The organism is Deltaproteobacteria bacterium, from assembly GCA_005879535.1.
Taxonomy (GTDB): domain Bacteria; phylum Myxococcota; class Myxococcia; order Myxococcales; family 40CM-4-68-19; genus 40CM-4-68-19.
Map to the genome: position 1 here is coordinate 85,160 of VBKI01000064.1, position 21,470 is coordinate 106,629.

At 69.5% G+C, this 21,470-nt stretch carries 17 protein-coding genes; 5 read left to right on the top strand and 12 right to left on the bottom strand.

Features of this window, described 5'->3' with window-relative positions; genetic code table 11:
- Positions 1–36: 36 nt before the first annotated feature.
- Positions 37–1,452: a serine/threonine protein kinase gene (locus tag E6J58_11780; GenBank protein ID TMB37294.1), complete on the bottom strand. Its 1,416-nt coding sequence runs from the start codon at positions 1,450–1,452 to the stop codon at positions 37–39.
- On the opposite strand from E6J58_11780, the gene E6J58_11785 reads away from it, so the two are divergent.
- The gene (locus E6J58_11785; GenBank protein TMB37295.1) at positions 1,338–2,426 is read left to right on the top strand and encodes an FHA domain-containing protein; all 1,089 of its coding nucleotides are present in this window, start codon (positions 1,338–1,340) and stop codon (positions 2,424–2,426) included. The two genes, E6J58_11780 and E6J58_11785, sit on opposite strands and share 115 nt — an antisense overlap.
- Here the strand turns inward: E6J58_11785 and E6J58_11790 are convergent, their stop codons facing one another.
- On the bottom strand, positions 2,427–3,077 hold the full coding sequence (locus E6J58_11790) for a sigma-70 family RNA polymerase sigma factor (GenBank protein ID TMB37296.1): 651 nt from the start codon (positions 3,075–3,077) through the stop codon (positions 2,427–2,429).
- A 223-nt stretch (positions 3,078–3,300) separates the two neighbouring features.
- On the opposite strand from E6J58_11790, the gene E6J58_11795 reads away from it, so the two are divergent.
- The 3 genes from E6J58_11795 to E6J58_11805 all read left to right on the top strand — a co-directional run bounded on the left by E6J58_11795 (position 3,301) and on the right by E6J58_11805 (position 8,059).
- Positions 3,301–5,682, top strand: a complete 2,382-nt coding sequence (locus E6J58_11795) for an endonuclease MutS2 (GenBank protein TMB37297.1) — start codon at positions 3,301–3,303, stop codon at positions 5,680–5,682.
- 92 nt (positions 5,683–5,774) lie between these two features.
- Positions 5,775–6,788, top strand: a complete 1,014-nt coding sequence (locus E6J58_11800; protein ID TMB37298.1) for a GlxA family transcriptional regulator — start codon at positions 5,775–5,777, stop codon at positions 6,786–6,788.
- Positions 6,785–8,059 (top strand): MFS transporter, encoded by a 1,275-nt coding sequence (locus E6J58_11805; GenBank protein ID TMB37299.1) that lies wholly within the window; start codon positions 6,785–6,787, stop codon positions 8,057–8,059. The genes E6J58_11800 and E6J58_11805 overlap by 4 nt, the downstream gene beginning before the upstream one ends.
- 71 nt (positions 8,060–8,130) lie before the next feature.
- On the opposite strand, the gene E6J58_11810 is transcribed toward E6J58_11805, so the two are convergent.
- Positions 8,131–8,394 carry a hypothetical protein gene (locus E6J58_11810; GenBank protein TMB37300.1) on the bottom strand — a complete coding sequence of 88 codons (264 nt, stop codon included), beginning with the start codon at positions 8,392–8,394 and terminating at the stop codon, positions 8,131–8,133.
- Between the two features lie 337 nt (positions 8,395–8,731).
- On the opposite strand from E6J58_11810, the gene E6J58_11815 reads away from it, so the two are divergent.
- Positions 8,732–10,030 carry a sigma-54-dependent Fis family transcriptional regulator gene (locus E6J58_11815; GenBank protein TMB37301.1) on the top strand — a complete coding sequence of 433 codons (1,299 nt, stop codon included), beginning with the start codon at positions 8,732–8,734 and terminating at the stop codon, positions 10,028–10,030.
- Here E6J58_11815 and treY read toward each other — a convergent pair.
- From treY to queD, 9 genes are all read right to left on the bottom strand, one after another.
- Positions 10,020–13,022 (bottom strand): malto-oligosyltrehalose synthase, encoded by a 3,003-nt coding sequence (gene treY / locus E6J58_11820; protein TMB37302.1) that lies wholly within the window; start codon positions 13,020–13,022, stop codon positions 10,020–10,022. The genes E6J58_11815 and treY overlap by 11 nt on opposite strands.
- A gap of 44 nt (positions 13,023–13,066) precedes the next feature.
- Entirely contained in the window at positions 13,067–14,605 is a 1,539-nt protein-coding gene (gene malQ, locus E6J58_11825; protein ID TMB37303.1) for a 4-alpha-glucanotransferase, read from the bottom strand.
- A 245-nt stretch (positions 14,606–14,850) separates the two neighbouring features.
- Entirely contained in the window at positions 14,851–17,271 is a 2,421-nt protein-coding gene (gene rnr / locus E6J58_11830) for a ribonuclease R (GenBank protein TMB37304.1), read from the bottom strand.
- Between the two features lie 11 nt (positions 17,272–17,282).
- Entirely contained in the window at positions 17,283–17,588 is a 306-nt protein-coding gene (locus E6J58_11835) for a zf-HC2 domain-containing protein (GenBank protein ID TMB37409.1), read from the bottom strand.
- A 109-nt stretch (positions 17,589–17,697) separates the two neighbouring features.
- Positions 17,698–18,351: a sigma-70 family RNA polymerase sigma factor gene (locus tag E6J58_11840; protein TMB37410.1), complete on the bottom strand. Its 654-nt coding sequence runs from the start codon at positions 18,349–18,351 to the stop codon at positions 17,698–17,700.
- 68 nt (positions 18,352–18,419) lie between these two features.
- Positions 18,420–19,997: an FAD-binding protein gene (locus tag E6J58_11845; GenBank protein TMB37305.1), complete on the bottom strand. Its 1,578-nt coding sequence runs from the start codon at positions 19,995–19,997 to the stop codon at positions 18,420–18,422.
- On the bottom strand, positions 19,778–20,404 hold the full coding sequence (locus E6J58_11850; GenBank protein TMB37306.1) for an SDR family oxidoreductase: 627 nt from the start codon (positions 20,402–20,404) through the stop codon (positions 19,778–19,780). The genes E6J58_11845 and E6J58_11850 overlap by 220 nt, the downstream gene beginning before the upstream one ends.
- Entirely contained in the window at positions 20,401–20,994 is a 594-nt protein-coding gene (locus E6J58_11855) for a GTP cyclohydrolase I (protein TMB37307.1), read from the bottom strand. The genes E6J58_11850 and E6J58_11855 overlap by 4 nt, the downstream gene beginning before the upstream one ends.
- Positions 20,995–21,357, bottom strand: a complete 363-nt coding sequence (queD, locus tag E6J58_11860) for a 6-carboxytetrahydropterin synthase QueD (protein ID TMB37308.1) — start codon at positions 21,355–21,357, stop codon at positions 20,995–20,997.
- Positions 21,358–21,470: the final 113 nt, after the last annotated feature.

Below are 21,470 nucleotides of genomic sequence, written 5' to 3' on the forward strand. Positions count from 1 at the left end.
GGCGCTGCGGGACAGCCGGCGCGACCCCGCGCCGGGCTAGCCGAAGGTACGCAGCAGGACCACGGTGGCCACCGCGGCCGCTGCTCCGGCGATCGACCACCACAACCACCTTGGCGCCGACCTGGCATCCGCGGCGACAAGCTCCGCTGCCGCCCGGGGAAGAGTGCCTCGCGCCGGCGTCGCGGTATCCGTGCCTTGGCGGCGCCCGGCGTCGTTGCGGGCCGGAATGGCGAGGAGCAGCTGGCGGAACTCCTCGGCGGTCTGCGGCCGCAGGGCCGGATCCTTCGACAGCACCCGCAGGATGAGGGCCTCCATTGCCGCGGAGATGGGCGCGTTCGGCTGCTTCTTGCGCGGCGGCACCGGAGGCTCGTGGACCTGACGGGTGAGGACATCCATCGCGCTCGCGCCATCGAAAGGCAGGTGTCCCGTCGCGAGTTGATAGAGCATGATCCCGACCGCGTAGAGATCGCAGCGCCCGTCGAGGCGGGCTCCGGTGGCCTGTTCGGGCGCCATGTACTGCGGAGTCCCGCAGACCACGTCGGAACGCGTCAGGGGCGGCAGGTCGCTGTCGAGGATCTTCGCGATGCCGAAGTCCAGGACCTTGACGAAGTCCGCCTGGTTGCGCCGCTGCTCCAGCATCACGTTCTCGGGCTTGAGGTCGCGGTGGATGACGTTGTGCGCGTGCGCTTCCGCGAGAGCGGCCAGGACCTGCGCCATGATCTGGCAGAGGCGCTCCTCCGGAACCGGCCACTCGTCGCGGAGAACCGCGCGAAGGTCCTTCCCCTGGACGTGCTCCATGACGATGTAGAAAGCGCCGTTAGTCTCGTTGCGGCCGAAGTCGAGGACCTGGATGCTGTTCGGGTGGTTGAGCCGGCTCGCCGCCAAGGCCTCGCGCTCGAAGCGGCCGACGATGGTAGGGTCCTTCAGCAGCGCGGGCTTGAGCACCTTCAAGCAGACCAGCCGGTCCAGGGCGAGGTGGCGGGCGCGGTAGATCTTGCCCATTCCACCTTGGCCGACGAGCTCCTCGATCTGGAACCTTCCACCGACCGTCTGGCCGATCAGCGCATCGCGCGCGAACCGGTCCCGGAATCCGAGTCCTGCAACCGAGGCCGCGGGGACGGCAGGCAGCAACGCGCCGCAGTACACGCAGACCTTCGCGGCGCCTGGCGGCAGCGCGCGAGCACATTGCGGGCACGCGGCGCCGCTCGGATCCTTCGCGGGCAACAGGCCTCCCAAATCGACGATCTCACAGGTCCCGGCGTTCGACCAAACTTCGAAAAAGGCGCCTCCGGAACGCGCCTTGACCCTTCTTCCGGGAGCGTCATAGAACCGATCGCATGGAATGCCCCCGCTGCGGCGCGCACAACGAGACGGACGTGGGTTCCTGCCTGTCCTGCGGAGCGGCGATGAGTGACACGAGCCTTCCCACCATCGCGCAGAAGCCCGCGGCATCCGGGCCGGCCGCCGGGAAAGTCGGCTCGCCGCGCCTCGCGCAGGGTGCGCCGCCCAAGCAGTGCCCGAACTGCATGACGCTGAACGCGGCGACCTTCAAGTTCTGCGCCCGCTGCGGAACGCCGCTGGGCGCCACGGCGGCGCCAGGGGCAAAGCCAGGAGCGCCGGCAGCTTCCAAGCCTCCACCGGCACCCGCCCGCGCCCCGGCCGCATCGAAGTCTCCGCCTCCGCCGCCGTCGAAGCCGGCCACCTCGGCGCGTCCGGTGCCTCCCCCGCCGCCGAAGCCCGTCACCGGCCAGGCCCGGCCTGCGTCGCCTCCGAAGCCTGCGGCCCCGGTGCGACCCCGCGCCCGGGTCTCCGCGATCGCGCGCGACGGCAGCCGCAGCGCCGATTTCGTTCTCATCAAGGACGAGACGAGGGTAGGCCGCGACGTCGAGGTGAACGAGGTCAGGCTCGACAAGGACCCCTTCATCGCCCCGCTGCACGCCGTCTTCCGCTTCGAGGGGCCCCAGCTGGTGGTGCAGGACTCGGGCACTCCGAACGGCGTCTTCCTCTGGCTGAAGGAGCGGACGCTGGAGTCCGGAGACGAGCTGCGCATCGGCCGGCAGCGGCTGCGTGTGGAGTGGATGCCCGACGAGCCCGAGCAGCTCGCGGATCAGCCGGTCTGGGGGAGCCCGAATCCCGGGTACGTCGCGCGCGTGGTGCAGCTCCTCGAGGGCGGCGGTGAAGGCGACGTCTATCCTCTCAAGGCCGGCAACAACCTGGTCGGGCGCGGCGCCGGCGACGTCAGCTTCCCGCACGACGGATACGTCTCGAGCAAGCACGCGACGATCACGGTCGGGGAGGGGTCGCTGGCGGTCAAGGACCTGGGCAGCGCCAATGGCACGTTCGTGCGCGTGAACGGACAGGCAGCGGTGACCGCGGGGGACCTTCTGCTGGTGGGCGAGCAGATCCTGCGGATCGACCCCGCCTGATCACCCGGCCAGCCGCTCCGACAACTGTGCTTTGATCTTCGCCCGGAACCGCTCCAGCCGCATGGTGACCGCGCTCTTGCCGACGCCCATCCGCATCGCGATCTCGCGCGCCGACAGCGTTCCCTCCAGGTAGAAGAGGCGCACCGTCTCCTTCTCCGGGCCTTCCCGCAGCCCGTCGATCACTTCCCGGACGGCGCGCAGCTCTGCCTCCTTCTCCAGCACATGGGAGGCGGCGGGGACGTGGTCCTCGAGGAGGTGCGCCTCGCGCGTCGCTTCTTCCGCGGCCTTGGCGTGCGTGGCACGGGAGGTGAGATAGCTGCGCGCGCGGTTGCGGGCGATGGTGAACAACCATGCGGCGAAGCGGTCGCGGTCCTTGAGGGAAACGAGCGCGCGGAAGCCGCGGACGAACGCCTCCTGCACGACGTCGTCCGCCTCGTCCGCGTCCAGCTCGGAAAAGCTGGCGGCAAGGCGCGATACGGCGGGACGGTAGCGGCGGTAGAGCTCCTCCTCGGCCGCCTTGCACCGCGGGCCACCGGCGAGGACGCGGCCGACCAGCGCGGAGTCCTGCACGCGCCCGTCGAGGAGCGTCAGGTGTGGGCGGACGGGAGGGGCGGGGAGCTCTCGAGCCGCTCGGTTCGTGGCAAGGGCCATGCTCTCCTAGCAGTCCGCGTGCCCATGCCATGGCGCCTATGCCCTCCGAGTGATTTCGCGTCTTTATCCGACTCGTGAGGGGCGCCGCGAGGCATTCCACCGCGACAGGCGTGTCATGGCTGGGGTGGTTTTCCGCAGACGTCTGGGGTGATCGGGCTCACCCTGCGGCGCTCGCCGTCCGCGCTGGTGCGTACGCAAACCCGGCGTTAGGTTCCGCGGCCGCATGCTGGGGACGATCAACGAAAAGGCGTTGCAGGAGCTGGGTTGGCCGCGGCTGTGCGCGGAGCTGGCTTCCCGCTCGCGCACGCCGATGGGGCGCGAACGGGCACAATCGCTCCTGCCCCACTCCGATCCGGACGTAGCCCGGCAGCAGCTCGCGCTGGTCGAAGAGGCACGCCTGCTCCGGAGGCACGACCGCGAGCTGCCGCTCGCCGATGCGGTCGACGTGCGGCCGTCGCTTGGCCGTGCGGCGCGCGAAGGCACCCTGGAACCTTCGGAGCTGTTGCAGGTGGCGCGGCTGATCCGAGCAGGCGATTCGGCGCGCAGGTTCTGCTTCTCCCAGGCCGATCGCGCGCCGCTCCATTTCGAGCGCGCGCAGGAGCTCTCCGAGCTGGTACCACTGGCTCAGGAGCTGGAGCGCGCATTCGACCCCGCGGGCAAGCTGCTCGACACCGCGAGCGCGCTGCTCGCGGAGTTGCGGGAGCGGGCCCGCGGGCTCCACCGCGCGATCAAGCAGCGCATCGAGGAGATGCTGAAGGACGAGAACGTGGTGGCGATGCTGCGCGACCTGTACTACTCGGTGCGCGGCGACCGCTACGTGCTCCCGGTGCGAGCGGAGCATCGATCGCACCTGCCCGGGATCGTCCACAACGCGTCGAATTCGGGACAGACGCTGTTCGTCGAGCCGCAGCAGCTCGTCGAGCTCGGAAACCAGCTCACCATCGCCGAGGCGGGCGCGCTGGAGGAGGAGCAGCGGATCCTGCACGAGCTCTCCGGAGCCGTCGGACGCCGCGCTCCCGCGCTGGAGCACGACGTCGAAACCATCGCGGTCCTCGACGAGGCAGCCGCGGGCGGACGGCTCGCCGACGACCTGGAAGCTGGCGCGCCGGAGCTGGGCGGCGATCGCTTCGATCTGCGCAAGGCCCGTCATCCGCTGCTCGTGCTGCAGCGCAAGTCCGCTGGCGTCGTGGCAAACGACATCGCCCTGCCCGCTCCGGCCCAGGCGCTGATCGTCAGCGGCCCGAACGCGGGCGGAAAGACCGTGACCATCACCGGGGTGGGGCTCTGCGCGCTGATGGCGCGCGCGGGCCTGCCCATTCCCGCGGAGGCAGGCTCGCGGATGCCGCTGTACCGCACGGTGTACACGGCCATCGGCGACGAGGGCGATCTGTCGCGGGACCTCTCCACGTTCACGGCGCACCTGTCCGCCCTGAAGTGGATCCTGGAGGCGGCCGGCCCGGGGACGCTGGCGTTGATCGACGAGATCGCCGCGGACACCGATCCGCGCGAAGGCGCGGCCATCGCGGTGGCGGCGCTGGAGAAGCTGGTCGCGGCGGGAGCGCAAGTGCTCATCACCACGCACCTCGAGGAGCTCAAGGCGCTCGCGCTCGCCGATCCGCGCTTCGCTCCTGCCAGCGTGGGGTTCGACGTCGATCGGCTCGCACCGACATACCGGCTGCGGCTCGGCGAAGTGGGCGCGTCGTCGGCGATCGAGATCGCACGGCGCGTCGGACTGTCGGAGGACGTCTGCGCCCGCGCGCGGGAGATCCTGGGGAGCGGCGCCTCCGTGGTTTCCCAGGCAGTGGAGCGGCTGGAGAAGGAGCGCGCGGAGACGGCGCGGCTGCGGGGGAAGCTGGAATCCGCGCGGGAGGACCTTGCTCGTGAGCGCGCCGCGGTGCAGCGCGAGCGCGAGCGCCTGCGCGAGCTGGAGCAGGAGACGCGGACCGGAGCGCGCCGCGAGCTGATCGATGACTTGCGGCGGAAGCGCGAGGAAGTGGCGACCCTGGTCGCGCAGCTCCAGGCGGCGCCGGCGATGGCGCAGGCGGTGGAGACGCAGCGCTCCATCGAGAGCGCCGTGGCGACGGAGGAGCGCGAGCAGGCGCAGGCTTCGGAGCCACAGGCCGCTGCGGAGACGGCGATCGCGGTGGGCGCCCGCGTCAAGCACGTGCGGCTCGGGACGGAGGGCGTGGTGATGGAGGTACAGGACGGGAGCGCGACGGTCCAGATGGGCGCGCTGCGGAGCAAGGTGCCCGTGCAGGACCTGGTTCCCATCGCGCGCAAGGTGCGGCAGGCGGGCTTCCGCAAGAGCAAGGCGGAGCGGATGCAGCGCGCGGAGCAGGCGCGTCCGGCGGCGGTGCAGGTGCGCGTGCCCATGGTGGATCTGCGGGGGATGCGCGTCGACGAGGCGCTGCGGACCGTGGAGTTGGAGCTGGACCGAGCGACCCGTGCGGGAGAGGAGCGCGTGCACGTGCTGCACGGGCACGGCAGCGGCGCGTTGAAGAGCGCGGTGCGGGAGCATCTGCAGCGGAGCCCGTACGTCGCGAAGGCGCGTGCGGCGGAGCAACACGAGGGCGGAGATGGGGTGACGGTGGTGGAGCTGGCGTAGCGGGATGCTTCAGCGCAGGGAAGATCGCATGTCCCGAATCGTGGGATCATTGTCCTTGCGGACATCATGCGGGCGGCGCAGGATCTCCGGCCATGGCAAGGCCGGCCACCCTTTCCGGACCGCTTCGAATCGCACTCTTTGCGTACCCCGACGTGCAGGCGCTCGACCTCTCCGGGCCGCTGGAGATGTTCGCGCGCGCGACCAGGATCCTGCGCGAAGAGCATCGCGCGCACCCCGGCTACGCGCTCAAGGTGGTCGGGACCGAGGCCGGACCAATCGCCGCTTCCTCCGGATTTCGCTTCCTCCCCGACACCACCTGGCGCACCTTGCGCTCCGGCGTCGACACGCTCCTGGTAGTTGGCGGACGCGGCGTCGACTCTCTGCTGACCGACCGCGGCATCCTCGGATGGGTCCGTGGGATGGCCCGCCGCGTGCGGCGGCTGGGCTCCGTCTGCACCGGCGCATTCCTGCTCGCGGAAGCGGGGCTGCTCGACGGCCGCACGGTGAGCACGCACTGGTCGCGCGCCGCCGAGCTGGCCCGCCGCTACCCGAAGGTCCGCGTGGAGGAGGATCGCATCTGGGTGCGCGACGGCAACGTCTACACTTCCGCCGGAGTGAGCGCAGGGATGGACCTGGCCCTGGCGCTCATCGAGGAGGACCTGGGCGCCGAGGTGGCGCTGGCCGTCGCGCGGGCGATGGTCATGTACGTGCGCCGGCCAGGCGATCAGAGCCAATACAGCGCGCCGCTCCGACTCCAGGCCGCGAACACGCCCTCGCTTCGCGATCTCGTCGCCTGGGCCGCCGAGCATCCGGCGAGCGATCTCTCCGTCCCCGCCCTGGCGCGCCGGGTGGGAAAGAGCCCGCGACACCTCACCCGCGTCTTCCGCAACGAGCTGGGGATCGCACCTGCCGAGGCGATCGAGCAGCTCCGCCTGGAGGCCGCCCGCCGTGCCCTGCAGCAATCGGCGGCCGGCCTCGAAGAGGTCGCCGCGCGCTGCGGGTTCGGCAGCGCCGAGGTGCTGCGCCGCGCCTTCCTTCGAGTCCTGCACGTGACCCCGTCCGCCTACCGCGCCCGCTTCTCGTCCCGCGAGGTGCTGGCCTCATGAAAGGCCGCATCCACCCCGCCTTCGTCGTCGCCGGCGCGGTCTTCGTCGTGCTGCTCTGCGCAGCCGCGGTGCGCGCCACGCCCTCGATCCTCATCGTTCCCCTCGAGCGCGAGTTCGGGTGGAGCCGCGCCCTGCTCTCCTCGGCCGTGTCGGTGAACCTGGTGCTCTACGGTCTCGTCGGCCCGTTCGCCGCCGCGCTCATGGAACGCTTCGGCATCCGGCGGACGGTCCTCGTCTCGCTGGCCCTGATCTGCGCGGGCGTGGCGTTCACCTCGCAGATGAGCGCGAGCTGGCAGCTGCTGCTCACCTGGGGCGTGCTGGTCGGGCTCGGCACCGGAACGACGGCGATGGTGCTCGGCGCGACCGTCGTGAACCGCTGGTTCGTCCGCCGCCGCGGCGCGGTCATGGGCGCGCTCACCGCCAGCACCGCGACAGGCCAGATGCTCTTCCTCCCGCTCGAGGCACACGTCGTCGAGCACCAGGGCTGGCGCGCCGTGACCATCCTGGTGGCCATCGTCATCGCCCTGCTGCTGCCCTTGGTGGCGCTGCTGGTCCGTGATCGCCCCGCGGACCTCGGGCTGCTTCCCTACGGCGCGTCTCCGGACACGCCGCCTCTCGTACCTTCCCGGCAGCATCCGGTAGGCAACGCGCTGCGCGTCCTTCGCGAGAGCGCGCTCAAGCGCGATTTCTGGCTCCTCGCCGGCAGCTTCTTCGTCTGCGGCGCTTCCACCAACGGGCTCGTGGGCACGCACCTCGTCCCCGCCTGCATGGACCACGGCATCCCGGAGGTCCGCGCGGCGGGCCTGCTCGCGGTGATGGGCATCTTCGACCTGATCGGGACTACCGCCAGCGGCTGGCTCTCGGATCGGTTCGACTCCCGCAAGCTCCTCTGCTGCTACTACGGTTTCCGCGGCCTGAGCCTGCTCTGGCTCCCGCAAGCATTCGACGCGCAGGTCCTCGGGCTTCCGGTGTTCGCGGTGTTCTACGGCCTCGACTGGATCGCCACCGTCCCTCCCACCGTCCGGCTGACGACGGAAGCGGTGGGCGTCCAGGACGCGCCCATCGCTTTCGGTTGGGTCGTGGCCTCGCACCAGGTCGGCGCGGGCGTCGGCGCGCTCGGAGCGGGCCTGATCCGATCGACGCTCGCCACGTACACTCCCGCCTGGGTCGCGGCAGGCACGATCTGCCTGGTGGCCGCGGCCGCCGTGCTCCGCATCGGACGGCGCGCGCCCGGCGTCGGCCTCGCGGCGATTGCGGCGCCACAGCCCTGAGGGGCGAAACGCGCCACCGATCGGAGTCGATATCAGGGACACCATACGTAAGGCGTAAGGTGCCCTCGAATTCACTCGAGCGGCACGTGCGCGGTCAGGCGGAAGACTCCAGTCAGTGCGCCGCTCCCTTGGAGGCCGTCGCGGCCGGCGACGCGAACGTCGAAGGCGAGCCCGCCGCCGAGGGACCAGAAGCGGGTCAGGAAATACTCGACCTCGAGGCCCACCCGTCCGTCGAGGCCATCGGAGCTGGAAAAGTTGGACGATCCGACGCCGAGATAGGGCGAGAGATCCATGCGGTCGTTGAGGGCGAGATTGAATCCCAGGGTCCCCAGCACACGGGTGATGCTCGGTGGTCCCGGACGGGGACAAGCCCACCGACTTCTCCAAGCGCGCGCCGACCGAGACAAGACCGTACCGCAGACGCGCGTCGCCGCCCAGGAGGAGCGCGCCGTTGGGATGGTCTCCGGTGACCGGGGTGACGCCCCCCACCACCACACCGAGATCGACACCGGGATGCCCGCGGATCGGTTCGTCGAATGCCGCCGCGTGCCAGGAAGTCGTTGCGGCACAGATCAGGATGGTCAAGGCTGAGCGGAAGTGTCGGGGAGACCATCCACAGCGCGACGACGCGGTGTTCATGTCCCCGCCTTCTAGGTGTCGCGGAGCGGAACGATGCCTTCTCGCCACCAACCTAGCAGAGCGCGGCCGGTTTTGATTGGGCAGAGATCGCACCGCACCTCCGTAGACCCGTTTCGCGGTTCGCGCGTTGCGACCAGAAGCATGACGAGCGTCCTCGCGATCCAGGATTCCACGGCGGAGTTGCAGCGCCGCGTTCTGCACCTCGACCCCGTCGGGCCGCTCGACGACGTCTGCGAAGGCGCGAACGATGATCAGAGCCTGCGGGAAGGAGGGGTATTCTGGGGTCGGTCTCCCGCCATGGCCGAGCTGCGGCGGCGGATCGTCGTCCTCGCCCGCAGCCCGCTGCCTCTGCTCATCGAAGGCGAGACGGGGACCGGAAAGAGCTTTCTTGCCGAGCACGTGATCCATGCCCGATCCGGCGCCAAGGGGCCGTTCGTCGTCACGGACCTCTCCACGATCCCGGACTCGCTGATGCCGGCGCACCTCTTCGGCGCAAGGCGCGGGAGCTACACCGGCTCCGTCGACGATCAGCCCGGCGTTTTCGAGCAAGCGCATGAGGGAACGCTGTTTCTCGACGAGATCGCCAACCTCGATCCGGACACGCAGCGCCGGCTCCTGCTCGTGGTCGAGCGCGGAGCGGTGACGCGCCTCGGGGATTCCCGGGCGCGACCCGCCGCGCCCCGCGTCGTCGCGGCGACCAACCTCGACCTCGCGCAGCTCGTCCGTGAAGGCCGCTTCCGCCACGATCTTTACATGCGCCTGAACCCGGCGACGCGGGTCCGGGTCCCCGCGCTGCGCGAACGGAAGGACGATCTGCCAGACCTGATCCGGTTCGCGTTTGCGGAAGCGGCCCGCCAAGAGGCGCTCGCGGTCTTCGTACCGGAGCGCGCGCTGCAGCGCCTCGTCGCATACCCCTGGCCCGGCAACCATCGTGAGCTGAAGCACTTCGCGGTCAACGCCCTGGTATTCTCGCTGGCGACGCACCGAGGCAACGCGCACGCCGGCCGCGGGATCGTCACCGTGGGCGAAGCGGTCGTCGACGAAGTCCTCGAGAACGTCCCTGCGCCGCCGGCTCCCTTCCCACCGGCTGTCGCGGGCGCGCCCGGAGAGCGGCGCATCGAGGTCGCGGTCCGGGCCGGCAGGACGTTCGCCGAGATCTCCGCCGACGTCGAGCGGCAGTACCTCAGTGCGCTGTTTCATGCGCACGGGGGCAATCTCGACCGCATCGCCGTCGAGCTCTTTGGCCCCGGCGCGAACCGGCGCAAGGTGCACCTGAGAATGAACCAGCTCGGGCTGCGCGTGCGCGGACTGCGCGGAGAGCTCAGCTCCTGAGCGACGCGATGAGCAAGGCGACCGGCAAGGTGGAAAAAAGCTGATCCACGGGCAGCCCCCGTTCGGTCGCGACGCGTTCCTCGCCGGTGAACGTATCTCGCAGCGCGGTCCCTGGTTGCAAGCCGGGCACCGGCACGAACGTGCCGGCGTACCGTTCGGGTGGAAGGCGCGCGCCGTTCAACAGCGACGCGACCATCCGCGGCGCGACGACGATGGCGACTTGTCCATGCCGGCCCGTTCGGGCAAACGCGCAGAGGTTCGCCGCGCGGGAACCTTCGGGCGCGAGCGGCTCGTATCCGCCGCCAGCGAACACGTCGGGGTGCGCCTTGCGCGCCTCGAGCGCCTGGTGCGTGAGAAAGAGCTTGATCCGGCCATCCTCCCAGCTCGCGTAGAGCTCGCGGGCGAGCTCGGCGCGCGACAAGGACGAGGCGCGAACCTCCTCGAGCACGCGGCTGCGCAGCCCGAAATCGACCGGACGGCGGTTGTCCGGATCCACGAGCGAGAGGTCCCACATCTCGGTGCCCTGGTAGAAGTCGGGGACCCCCGGCGAGGCGATCTTGAGCACCACCTGCGAGAGCGAGTTGTGCATGCCGATCTCGGAGAGCCGCTGCGCGAACGGCTGCAGTCCTTTCCAGATGGGATGGCGGAGCGGCAGAGTGAAAAGGCCCTCGACGTAGGCGCGAAGAGCGTCCTCCCACCGCTGGTCCTCCTGGATCCAGCTCGTATTGGTCTTCGCTTCCTTCGCCGCCTTGATCATGTACTGGACGAGCCGATCGCGCAGCGCGGGCAGCTCTTCGTTCCGCATCGGCCATGCCCCGAGCAGCGTCTGCAACAGGAGCATCTGCTCGTTGCGATCGGGCGCGAAGCGGCCATCCACCTCGCGCCGCAGGCCCTCGGTCCTGCGGGCGAACGCGATCGCCGTCTTGCGCCAGTCTTCCGGCACCTCGGAGAGCGCGTCGATGCGGACGCGGATGTCCTCGCCCCGCTTGGTGTCGTGCGTCGCGGTGGCGAGGAGCGAGCGCGGCCACCGCTGCGCCCGCAGCCTGTTCTGCTCGTGGAAAGCCTCCACGGTGCTGCCGAAGTGCTCCGGCTCCCCTCCCACCTCGTTGAGCGAGACCAGCCGGTTGTAGACGTAGAAAGCAGTGTCCTCGAGCCCCTTCGCCATCACCGGCCCGAGCGCCTGCTGCAGCTTGAGCGCGAAGGCGTGCTGGGCGGGGCGCTCGCCCTCCTCCACGTAGGCCGCGAACTTCTGCAGGAGGATGCTGGCGATGAAATCGTAGATGCTCGCGTTCTCGGTCGGATTGCGCCGCTTGGCGCAGGCCACCGCGTCGAGGATGTAGTTTCGGTCCCGATCGTCGACGTGGCCGGGCTCCTCGATGTAGGGGCGGTACACCGGGAAGCAGGCGATCACCTCGATCAGGGCCGAGCGCAGCGCGTAGAGCGTGAAGTCGCGCGTCCACCGGTTGCCTTCCGAGATGCGGTTGAGCTGCCGGGCGAGCAGGTTCATCTCCGACGCCATCGCCGTGTAGAGGACGAGCTTCTTCTTCTGGTAGACGAGCTCGCCGAAATCGATCTCGCCATGGATGAACCGGGCGTAGATCTTCTGCAGCTTCTCCGCGTTCTCCCGGGCGACGAAGATCCCGTTCAGCGAGTTGAGGAAGTCGTAGCCGGTGGTGCCCGCCACCGCCCAACTCGTGGGCAGCGTTTCCGTCCGCCCGAGGATTTTCTCGGCGACCACGTAGAGCGGCCGCTCGAGCCGCGGATCGCGCGTCTGCTGCAGCTCCTCGCGAACCTCGGGCTCCAACTCCTCCCAGCGGATGCCCCGCTGCTGCGCCCGCGCCCGCGCGCGCTGCAGGATGTGCGCCTCCTGCAGCAGCCGGAAATAGCGCCGCGGATACGCGAGCCCGTCCGGATGATCGATCCGCAGGCCGTTCACCCTGCCCTCCGCCAACAGACGCAGCGGCAGCCGGTGGGCGTGCTCGAAGACCTCGGCGTCCTCCATCTTCACGGCGGCGAGCGAATTGATGTCGAAGAAGCGGCGGTAGTTGATCTCCTCCGACGACACCCGCCAGTGGGCGAGCCGGTACGCCTGCGCGTCGAGCAGCTTGTCGAGCAGATCGAAGCTGCGCGGCTTCCCCGCCGTACCGTTGAAGATCCGCACGTTCTCTTCCAGATGCCTGCGCACCGCGGCGCTCGCCGCGCAGAGAGTCGCCACGCGCCGCTTGACCACTTCCTTCTCCCGCCGGCGCTCCTCCAGCCGCGCGGGATCCTTCTCGTGGCGGGACGGCATGTGCTCGAGCACGAAGAGGATGCTCTTCAGCTCGTCCAGGGCCTCGCTCCTCCCGAGCTTCTTCTCCAGGTCCTCGATCCGGTACCCGAGGATCTGCCCGTACGAGCGGGGATTCACCGGGAAGAGATGGTCGTAGTAGCGGACGCGGAACGCGCCCTCGTGCAGCTCGAGCTGGATCTCGCCGCGCTCGAGCACGGCGCCGTATCGATCGCCGAGGACCGGCACCAGCACCTTGTCGGCGAGCTCCTCCTTGACCGGGTGCCATTCGACGTCGAAGAACTTCGCCGCCTGCGCGGAGGGGCCGTTCTCCAGCAAGTCGAGCCAGAGCGCGTTGCCGGACCCGAGCCCCATGTGGTTCGGCACGATGTCGAGCACGTGCCCGAGCCCCGCCTCGTGGAGCGCGGCCGAGAGCCTGTCGTATCCTTCCGCGCCGCCCAGCTCGACATTGATCGACCCGTGGTCGATCACGTCGTAGCCGTGGACCGAACCGGGAGCCGCCTGCAGGATCGGGCTCGTGTACAGGTCGGTGATCCCGAGGTCTGCGAGATAGCGAACGATCGAGGCCGCCGCGTCGAAGGTAAAATCCTTGTGGAGCTGAATCCGGTACGTGGTGACAGGCTGGCGGGCAGCCGCCAGCTCGGCCGCTACCTCATCGAGCAGACGGCGGGCTTGTTCCCGCACGATTTCGCGCTGCACCCTCATTCCGCCGCCTCCCTGTGTGCGGGCGGCGGGGCATCAGGTTCCCGTCACCGCTTGCGGCCGTACCTCTCCGCAAGATGTGCAAGCTCCCGCGCCAGCGCCACGGGCCCGGGCGCGGAAAACAGCTCGGAAATCGACCAGGGCAGGCGAAACGTCCAGTTGTGTGTGCCCACGGTGCCCGGCGTGTTCATCCGGTCCTGCCAGCCGAGCGCATCGGTGATCGGCGTCAGGAGCGCATCGCTGGAGGCGGAATACGCCAGCTCCAGCAGCGCCTTCCGGGTCTCGCCCGTGAATTGCTTCTCGTCGGGTCCGTGGAGACGCGCGAGCTGCGGCTGGCGGAGCTGATACTCGCGCTCCCGGTCTTCCAGGCCTTCCCACCAGCTCCGCAACGATTCGGTGTCGTGCGTGCCCGTCACCGCCACCGATACGTGCGGGAAGCGCGTCACGTCGCGCGGCACGCCCCGGTCGTTTTCCCAGCGAAGCACCTTCGTTCCGGGAATCTCCTGCTCCGCCAACGACGCGCGCACGAAGTTCGGCACCGTCCCGAGATCCTCCGCCAGCACTTCCGCTTTCTCGCCGAGGAGCGCCAGCACCCGCTCGCCCTGTTCGCGCTGCCGGGACTCGTCGGCGGGGATGAAAAAGGGCGTCCGCTTGTCGATGGGACGCGCATACGTCCGGTAGAGGCCGACGACGTGGTCGACGCGGAATGCGTCGTACAGCTCGGCCGCGCGCTCGGCGCGCTGGTGCAACCATGGATCGCCCGCCTCCCGCATCTCTTCCCACCGCGGCACCGGAAGACCCCAGTCCTGGCCCTCCGCGCTATAGGCGTCCGGCGGCACACCGACGGTGGCGTCGAAGCGGAAGAACCGCTGGAAGCTCCACACGTCCGCGGAATCCTCCGCGACCATGAAGGGCAGATCGCCGAGCACCTTGACGCCCTTGGCGTTCGCTTCGGCGCGTCCGGCCCGCCATTGCGAATCCGCGATCCACTGCACGTAGCAGAGCTCGTCGATCTGCTCGCGCAACCGACCGCGCGCCTGGTCCAGCGCCGCCGGGTCGCGATCGCGCAGGGGCGGCTCCCAGTCGCGCCAGCTCTTCTGCCGCTCTTCGTGCAGCGCGCGGTAGAGAGCCCAATCCTCGATCCACGCCGCGTGCTCCTGACGGAATTCGCGAAAAGCCCGATCGCGGTCGGTGCCGCGCTCGCGGTGGAAGAACCGGCGGAAGGCGCGGCCCAAGGCATCCCGCTTGACGCGCCGGTAGTGCGCGAAATCGACGCGCGGCTCACGCCGCAGCCGCGAGAGCTCCGCTTCCTCGTCGGGCGCGAGCGCATCCAGGTCAGGGACGCCGTTCAGGTCGATGTAGACGGGCTCGAGCGCGAACGAGCTGCAAGCGGCATACGGACTGTCCTGCCCTGGCGACACTTCGTTGAACGGCAAGAGCTGCCAGAGCGTGCAGGCGGCGGTGAGCAGCCAGTCCGAGACGCGTCCGGCGTCCGCGTAGCTCCCGAGATCGCCGGCGCCACCCCGCACCGAGGAGAGAGGCAGGAGGAGTCCGGCCCGCCGACCGAGATGGAAGGTGTGAGCCACGGAGCCCTTTTACCCGTCGTGAATTCGATGGCAAGCGGCGATTGCGCGCAAGTTGCCGCTGCGATACAGCGGGCGCATGCCGAAGAAGGCCACCACTGACCACGGCGAGATCATCCACTTCGCCGGCCGGCTCCGGCTCTTTCCCGTAGCATCCCGTACCGACGCGACGCAGGTCCGCCTCGCGTCCCGCGACGACGTCAAGGAGAGCGAAGTCCGGGTGGGTTGGCCGGCCTACTTCCGCCCGTTCATCGACCGCCGTCTCGTGTTCCTTTACGACGAGGCGGGCGGCCAGGCGGTGACCCACGCGGAGGCCGACGAGGCGATGGCGCAACAGCCCGCGGGGCCTGCCGGCGCGGCTTCGACCGCGACGTAGACGATGGAACGATGTCTTCGGGAGTCAGCCACTGCCCGGCAGGCGCGACGCCCTTCTCCGCCAGCCCCAGGGTGATGCGGCGGCGTGCGGGATCGACCGCGATCACTTCCACCACGATCTCGTCGCCGATGGAGTAGCTCCGGCCTGAACTGCCGACGATCAGTCGCTGCATTTCCTTGTCCAGCTCGACACCCGCGCCCAGCGACTCGGCGGGGACCAGCCCCTCGACGAACACCTCTTCCAGCTCGCAGAAGAGCCCGAAGTCGGCGACACCTGAAACCACCGCCTTGAACTTCTCGCCGACCTTGTCCTGCATGTAGAGCGCCGAGTAGAAGTTGTCGACGTCGCGCTCCGCCTTCATTGCCGCGCGCTCCCGATCGGAGCACTGGGCGGAAACTCCGGCGAGGTACGCCTCCTGTTCCTCGCGTTCCGGATCGCGCAATGGCCGGCCGCCGCGCACCCAGTGCTCCTTGAGCAGGCGGTGGACCATCAGGTCCGGATAGCGCCGGATCGGCGAGGTGAAATGCAGGTACGTCGGCGCGGCAAGGCCATAGTGGCCGATGTTGTCGGGGCTGTATTGCGCCTGCATCATCGCGCGCAAGAGGAGTGAGTTGAGCGCCTTCTGGGCCGGCTTTCCCTCGACTGCCTTGAGGAAATCGTTGAGCACCCTGGGCGTCAACTCCTCGCCCGCCGGCAGATCGAACCCGTGCGAGCGGGCCAGCGCGGCGAAGGCGTCGAGCTTCTCGCGGTCCGGCTGGTCGTGGATCCGGTAGACGGTGGGAAGGCCGCGCACCTGGAAGAAGCGCGCCACTGCCTCGTTGGCGGCGAGCATGAACTCCTCGACCAGCCGGTGCGCGTCGTTGCGCGGCCGTCGCGCGATCTCCGCCACCCTTCCCTGCTCGTCGAGGACGATCTTCGCCTCCGGCAGATCGAAGTCGATGCTCCCTCGCAGCTGCCGCCGCCGCGTGAGCTTCTTCGACAGCTCGTGCGCGGCCTTCAGGTCGTCCAGCAGCGGCCGCAACTGGGGATCGGCGTCGCCCGCCAGCGCTTCGGCGACCCGCGTGTACGTGAGCCGCGCGTGGCTTCGCATCACGGCTTCGTAGATGTCTGCCTGCAGCGGTGTGCCGGACTTGTCGAGGGCCAGATCGCAGACGGTGCAGAGCCGGTCCACGTCGGGATTCAGGGAGCAGATCCCGTTCGAGAGCCGCTCCGGAAGCATCGGCAGCACGGTCCCCGGGAAATAGACGCTGGTGGCGCGCCGCAGCGCCTCGCGATCGAGCGGCCCGCCCGGCCGTACGTAGTGCGCGACGTCCGCGATGGCGACCACCAGGCGGTACCCGCCGGGCGTCCGCGAGACGTGGACGGCGTCGTCGAAATCGCGCGCGTCCTCGCCGTCGATGGTCACGAGCGGCAGGTGGCGCAGGTCGCGCCGGCCGGAGATCTCGTCGGGGTGGACATGGTCCGGGACGCTCTGCGCGGCGATCAGCGTCGCCGGGTCGAACTCGTCCGAGAATCCTTCCGCGTACGCGGCGGCGAGGATCTCGAAGCGGGGATCGCCGCGGTCGCCCAGGACGGAGATGATCTCGCCCTGCAGCGCCCCCTGGATCTCCCGGTGGAGCCTGACCTTGACCATGTCGCCGTCGCGCGCGCGGGGATGACGCGGAACGGCGATGTTGCCTGTCAGGTTGCGATCGTGGGGGATCACCCACTGCGCCTTTCCCTTCGCCTGGTAGATCCCGAGCGCGAGCTGGCGCCGCCGCTCGACGACCTCGAGCACCTCGCCCGCGAGCCGGCCGTCGCGGCCGCGGATGGCGCGCGCCCGCACCACGTCCCCGTCGAGCGCGCCCCTGGTGAACTGCGGCGGCACGAAGAGATCGTCCTCGCGGCCGCCGTCGCCGAGCAGCGGCGAGACGAAGCCGTACCCTTCCGCCTTCAGATGGATGACGCCGGTGACTTCCGCCCCCGGCTTGCGCGCGCCCTGCGCGGGTCCCTTGTCGCGATGCATGCGCGCTCCTTCGATCATCGCCGCCGGCGCTCGGCGCGACTGAGGCCGGGGCGTCTCGCCGGAAGCCGTGCGGCGGTCCCCGTCGGCGCGGTCGTGACCCTCGACTTCGCGGTAGACGTGACCGTCGTAGCTGGCGCGACCGTGCTTCATCAGATCGGCGAGAGCGCGGCGCAGCGGATGCCGCTGGGACTGGCCGAGGCGGAGCTGGCCGGAGAGCTGCTTGAGGGAGAGCCCCTTTCCGCGCGCGCGACGCAGCGCGGAGAGAAGGTGCTCGGGATCGATGCTCATCAACGGCGTTTCTAGACTTTCTTGCGCCCGGTGTCGGCGGCGGCGGTCTCCTGGACCGCCGCTGTGTCGCCCTTCGAGCAGGGGAAACCGGGCACGTGCTTGCCGAGGAACGATGACAACGAGCTCATCAGCTCCTGGGGCATCTCGGCCGCGAGCGCGTGCCGGCAGAGCTTCCGCGTCGCGCGATAGGTGCGGACGAAGGTGATGCAGGGAGGACAAAAGCTGAGATGATCTTCCAGTGCCTTCGCTCGCTCGGGGGAAAGCGTGCCCTCGATGTACTCGCCGAGCAACTCGACGCATTCCTTGCAGTGCTGGATGGGACTGGTCAACGCGTCGCTTCCTGGGGTGGGAGTGGCGGCGGCCGGGTATCCTAGCCGACCTGCTTGGAAAGATGCACTCCGCCATTGGTGGATTCGCGGTTCGGAGTCATTTCGCGGGAGCGTCGAAGAATTCGCCCAGCTTCTCGCGCAAAGCCAGCCTGGCGCGGTGGAGCCGGCTCTTCACCGCCGGTACCGTCAGATCGAGGGCGTGGGCGATGTCCTCGTTCGAGAGCCCATCGACGTCCTTGAGCAGGAACACCGTCCGGTAGTCGTCGGGAAGTTGCTCCACCGCCTTGTTGATCGCCGCGCCCAATTCGCCGGACATCATCTTCTCGTCCGCGCGCTGCGACCAGTCGCTGTTGCTGGCCGGCTCGAGGTAGCCCTCGGCAGAGAACCGGGGGCCCGCCAGCTCGAGCGGCTGGTCACCGAGGGTATCGGGCGCCCGACGCTTGCGCCGCAGGCGCATCAGCGCGCTGTTCGCGGCGATGCGGTACAGCCAGCTGGAGAACTGCGCCTCCCCGCGGAACAGCGGCAGCTTCTGGTAGGCGTTCAGGAACGCTTCCTGGAGCACTTCCTGCGCGTCGGCCTCCGAGCCCGTCATTCGCAGCGCCAGCCGGTAGAGCTGGCGCTGGTGGCGCTCGACGAGCATGGCGAAGGCCGCGCCATCGCCGTGCTGGGCGCGCTCCACCAGCTCGCGATCGCCGGGCTGTCCGTCAGCCCGCGGCTCCTCCGGAGCGGGCTCGGCGCGTGTCTGCGTCAGGTCGGCCAAGGGCGGGGGACCCTAAAGCACGCAGACGGGGTGGTCAAGTCCCGCACCCGCTCGCTTCGCTAGCGCTCCGGTGGTGGCAGTATCTTGCCGGGATTCAACAGGTTGTCCGGATCGAAGGCCAATTTGAGCCGTCGCTGCAGCTCGATGACATCGCGGCTCTGCTCGCGCGCGAGAAAGGCGCGCTTGGCGAGGCCGACTCCGTGCTCCCCCGTGATCGTCCCGCCCAGATCGATGGCGGCCTGGAGGACCTCTTCCACCGCCGCGTGGCCGCGCGCGCGCTCCTCCTGGGATTCGAAGAGCAGATTGACATGCAGGTTGCCGTCGCCGGCATGTCCGTAGCACGCCGTCGGCAGGCCAAAGCGCTCACCGATGGCGCGCACCCGCCCGATCAGCTCGATGAGCCTGCCGCGGGGGACGGCGACGTCCTCGCTGATCTTGTGCGGCCGGATGGCGGTGAGGGCAACCGAGATCATCCGCCGCGTTTCCCAGACGCGGCGGCGCTGGGCTTCGTCCTGGGCGGCGACCACCTCGTGGGCGCCGGCCTCGGTGCAGAGCTCGCCGGACTTCGCCAGCTCGTCGAAGACCCCTTCGCCGTGGCCGTCGTGCTCGACGATGAGCGCCCCGCCGACGCCTTCGGGGAACTTGAACGGCGCCCGCGGGCTGACCGCGCGCATCGTGGGCCCGTCGAGCAGCTCGCAGGCCCTCGGCAAGAGGCCCGCGCCAAAGATCTTCTGGACCGCGAGCGCGGCCTTGTCTTCGTCCGGGAAGAAAGCCAGCAGCGTCGCGACCGAGCGTGGAAGCGGGATGAGCTTCAGCGTCGCTTCGACGATCACCGCCAGCGTTCCTTCGCTCCCGACGAGGAGCTGGGTCAGGTCGTAGCCGGCCACCCCTTTCCAGCTCCGGTGACCGGTGCGGATCAATTCGCCCGTGGGCAGGACCGCCCGCAGCCCGAGCACGTAGTCGCGCGTCACGCCGTACTTGAGCGCGCGCGGACCGCCGGCGTTGTGCGCCAGGTTTCCACCGATGGAGCACATCGCCTGCGAGTTCGGGTCGGGCGGATAGAACAAACCTTCGGCCTCCACCGCCGCCTGCAGCTTTTCCAGGATGACGCCCGGCTCGACGACGCAGACCATGTCGGCCCGAGAGACCTCGATGATGCGGTCCAGCTTTTCCAGCGAGAGCACGATTCCGCCCCGCTCCGCCAGCGCTCCCCCGCTCTTCCCGGAACCGGCTCCCCGGGGGACGACCGGAATCCTCCGCTGTCGCGAGTAGGCCAGCACCTTCTGGACCTCCGCCGCGGTGCGCGCCTGCACCGCCGCTTGCGGGGGATACTCGCCACAGCCGCTCTCGTCGCGCGCGTATGGATCGATGGCGGCCGTCTGCAGCCCGAGTGCCGACAACTCGTCCGCGAGCGCGTTCACCCGAACACCTCGACGGCGCTGCCGGTCATCGCGAACGGAGCCTCGGTGCAGAGAAACCTCACCACCCGCGCCACTTCCTCCGCGCGCACGCTCGGCTCGAACGGCGTCTGCTCCAGCATCCGCGTCGCCACTCCGCCGGGGAGGACGGCGGCGCAGAAGATGCCACGCTCGCGGCCTTCTTCCGCCAGCGACTTGATGAGCCCGGTGAGACCCCACTTGCTCGCGTTGTAGGCGGCACCGTGCGCGGTGCCCAGCGTCCCGCTGATCGAGCCGATCGCGACGATCCGGGTGGCGCCGGTACGGAAGCCCTCGCGGGCGCAGAGAAACGCGCCGCGCAGGTTGACGCCGAGAACGCGGTCCCACTGCTGCGCGCTGAACGACTCGATCGGCCCGCGCTCCAGCACGCCGGCGTTGAGCACGACGCAATCGCAGCGCCCCGCCTCGGCGAAGAGCGCGCGGACGTCCGCTTCGTCGGACACATCGCAGCGCCGCGCGAGAGCGGCGCCGCGCACCTCGGGCACGGATCGGGATGCGCACACGGTCACCTGCGCTCCGTCGGCAATCAGGGCTTCTGCGACGGCAAGGCCGATCCCCCGCGAGGCGCCTGTGACCAGCGCCTTCATCCTCCTTCCGCGCGCCGAGCCAGCGAATGGCGCAGCTCGGCGTCCTTCTCGAACACGCCCGCCCAGGCCTGGACAGTGATCCGGCTGTGCCGGCGCATGGGACCGCGGACCTGCATGCACCCGTGCTCGGCGACGATGACGACGCCGGCGCCGAGCGGGTTGAGCGCGGCACCGATGCTCTCGCAAAGGCGGTGCACGAGCTGCTCCTGCAGGATCAGCCTGTGCGCCAGCGCATCGGTCGCCTCGGCGATCTTGCCGAAGCCGACCAGCCACTGATCCGCGACATAGCCGACCGCCGCGGTGCCCTTGTAGGGAAGCAGATGGTGCGGGCACATCGCGTGGAAGTCGATCTGCGAGGCGATCACAAGCTCGCCGCGGCGGGGCGCCGGCACGAGCGAGCTCTTCAGCGTCTCCACCGCATCGCGCGCGTAGCCGTCGAGCAGGTCTTCGCTGAATGCCTTGGCCACGCGGCCCGGAGTCTCACGCGTCTCGGCGTCCAGCTCGGCGCCGGAGGCCAGCAAGAGATCCTCGATGGCCTTGGCGAGCGCCTTGCGGTCGGGCGACTGCGCTTTGCGATCCGGCAGCGCCATTCACCATTTCCCGTGTGGACCGCGGTAGACCACGCAGCTCGTGGGAACTTCCCAGAGCCGGATCTCGACGAGCCCCGGCAGCTTTCCTTCCAGGTGGTGCCACATCCAGGTCGCGATGTTCTCCGCCGTCGGGTTCTCGATGGAGTCGTTCAGGTTGGTGTGATCGACGCGGTCGAGCACGTGCTCCTTGACGATCTTCTCGACGTCGCCGAAGTCCACGAAGATGCCCGAGTAGGGGTCGGGCTCGCCGCGCAGCACGACCTGAAAGCGGTAGTTGTGGCCGTGCAGGTTGAAGCACTTGCCGTTGTAACGCGGAAGCCGGTGGGCGGCCGCGAAGCTGAACTCTGCTTCGATCTGATGCATGGGTGCGTCCTCTAGCACTTGGATGCGGCAGGCGGCAAAACGCCGCGGGTAGTGGACGTTTTGAGCGAAACAGGGAACCTTCCCCTCGGTAGAGCATCCAAGCAAGTGCAAGA

Excerpts from the sequence above, each read along its gene's own strand:
- E6J58_11785 (TMB37295.1), top strand. The coding sequence starts at position 1,338 with ATGGAATGCCCCCGCTGCGGCGCGCACAACGAGACGGACGTGGGTTCC.
- E6J58_11780 (TMB37294.1), bottom strand. The coding sequence starts at position 1,452 with ATGCCGCGGGCTTCTGCGCGATGGTGGGAAGGCTCGTGTCACTCATCG.
- E6J58_11790 (TMB37296.1), bottom strand. The coding sequence starts at position 3,077 with ATGGCCCTTGCCACGAACCGAGCGGCTCGAGAGCTCCCCGCCCCTCCC.
- E6J58_11795 (TMB37297.1), top strand. The coding sequence starts at position 3,301 with ATGCTGGGGACGATCAACGAAAAGGCGTTGCAGGAGCTGGGTTGGCCG.
- E6J58_11800 (TMB37298.1), top strand. The coding sequence starts at position 5,775 with ATGGCAAGGCCGGCCACCCTTTCCGGACCGCTTCGAATCGCACTCTTT.
- E6J58_11805 (TMB37299.1), top strand. The coding sequence starts at position 6,785 with ATGAAAGGCCGCATCCACCCCGCCTTCGTCGTCGCCGGCGCGGTCTTC.
- E6J58_11815 (TMB37301.1), top strand. The coding sequence starts at position 8,732 with ATGCCTTCTCGCCACCAACCTAGCAGAGCGCGGCCGGTTTTGATTGGG.
- treY (TMB37302.1), bottom strand. The coding sequence starts at position 13,022 with ATGAGGGTGCAGCGCGAAATCGTGCGGGAACAAGCCCGCCGTCTGCTC.
- rnr (TMB37304.1), bottom strand. The coding sequence starts at position 17,271 with ATGAGCATCGATCCCGAGCACCTTCTCTCCGCGCTGCGTCGCGCGCGC.
- E6J58_11850 (TMB37306.1), bottom strand. The coding sequence starts at position 20,404 with ATGAAGGCGCTGGTCACAGGCGCCTCGCGGGGGATCGGCCTTGCCGTC.
- E6J58_11855 (TMB37307.1), bottom strand. The coding sequence starts at position 20,994 with ATGGCGCTGCCGGATCGCAAAGCGCAGTCGCCCGACCGCAAGGCGCTC.
- queD (TMB37308.1), bottom strand. The coding sequence starts at position 21,357 with ATGCATCAGATCGAAGCAGAGTTCAGCTTCGCGGCCGCCCACCGGCTT.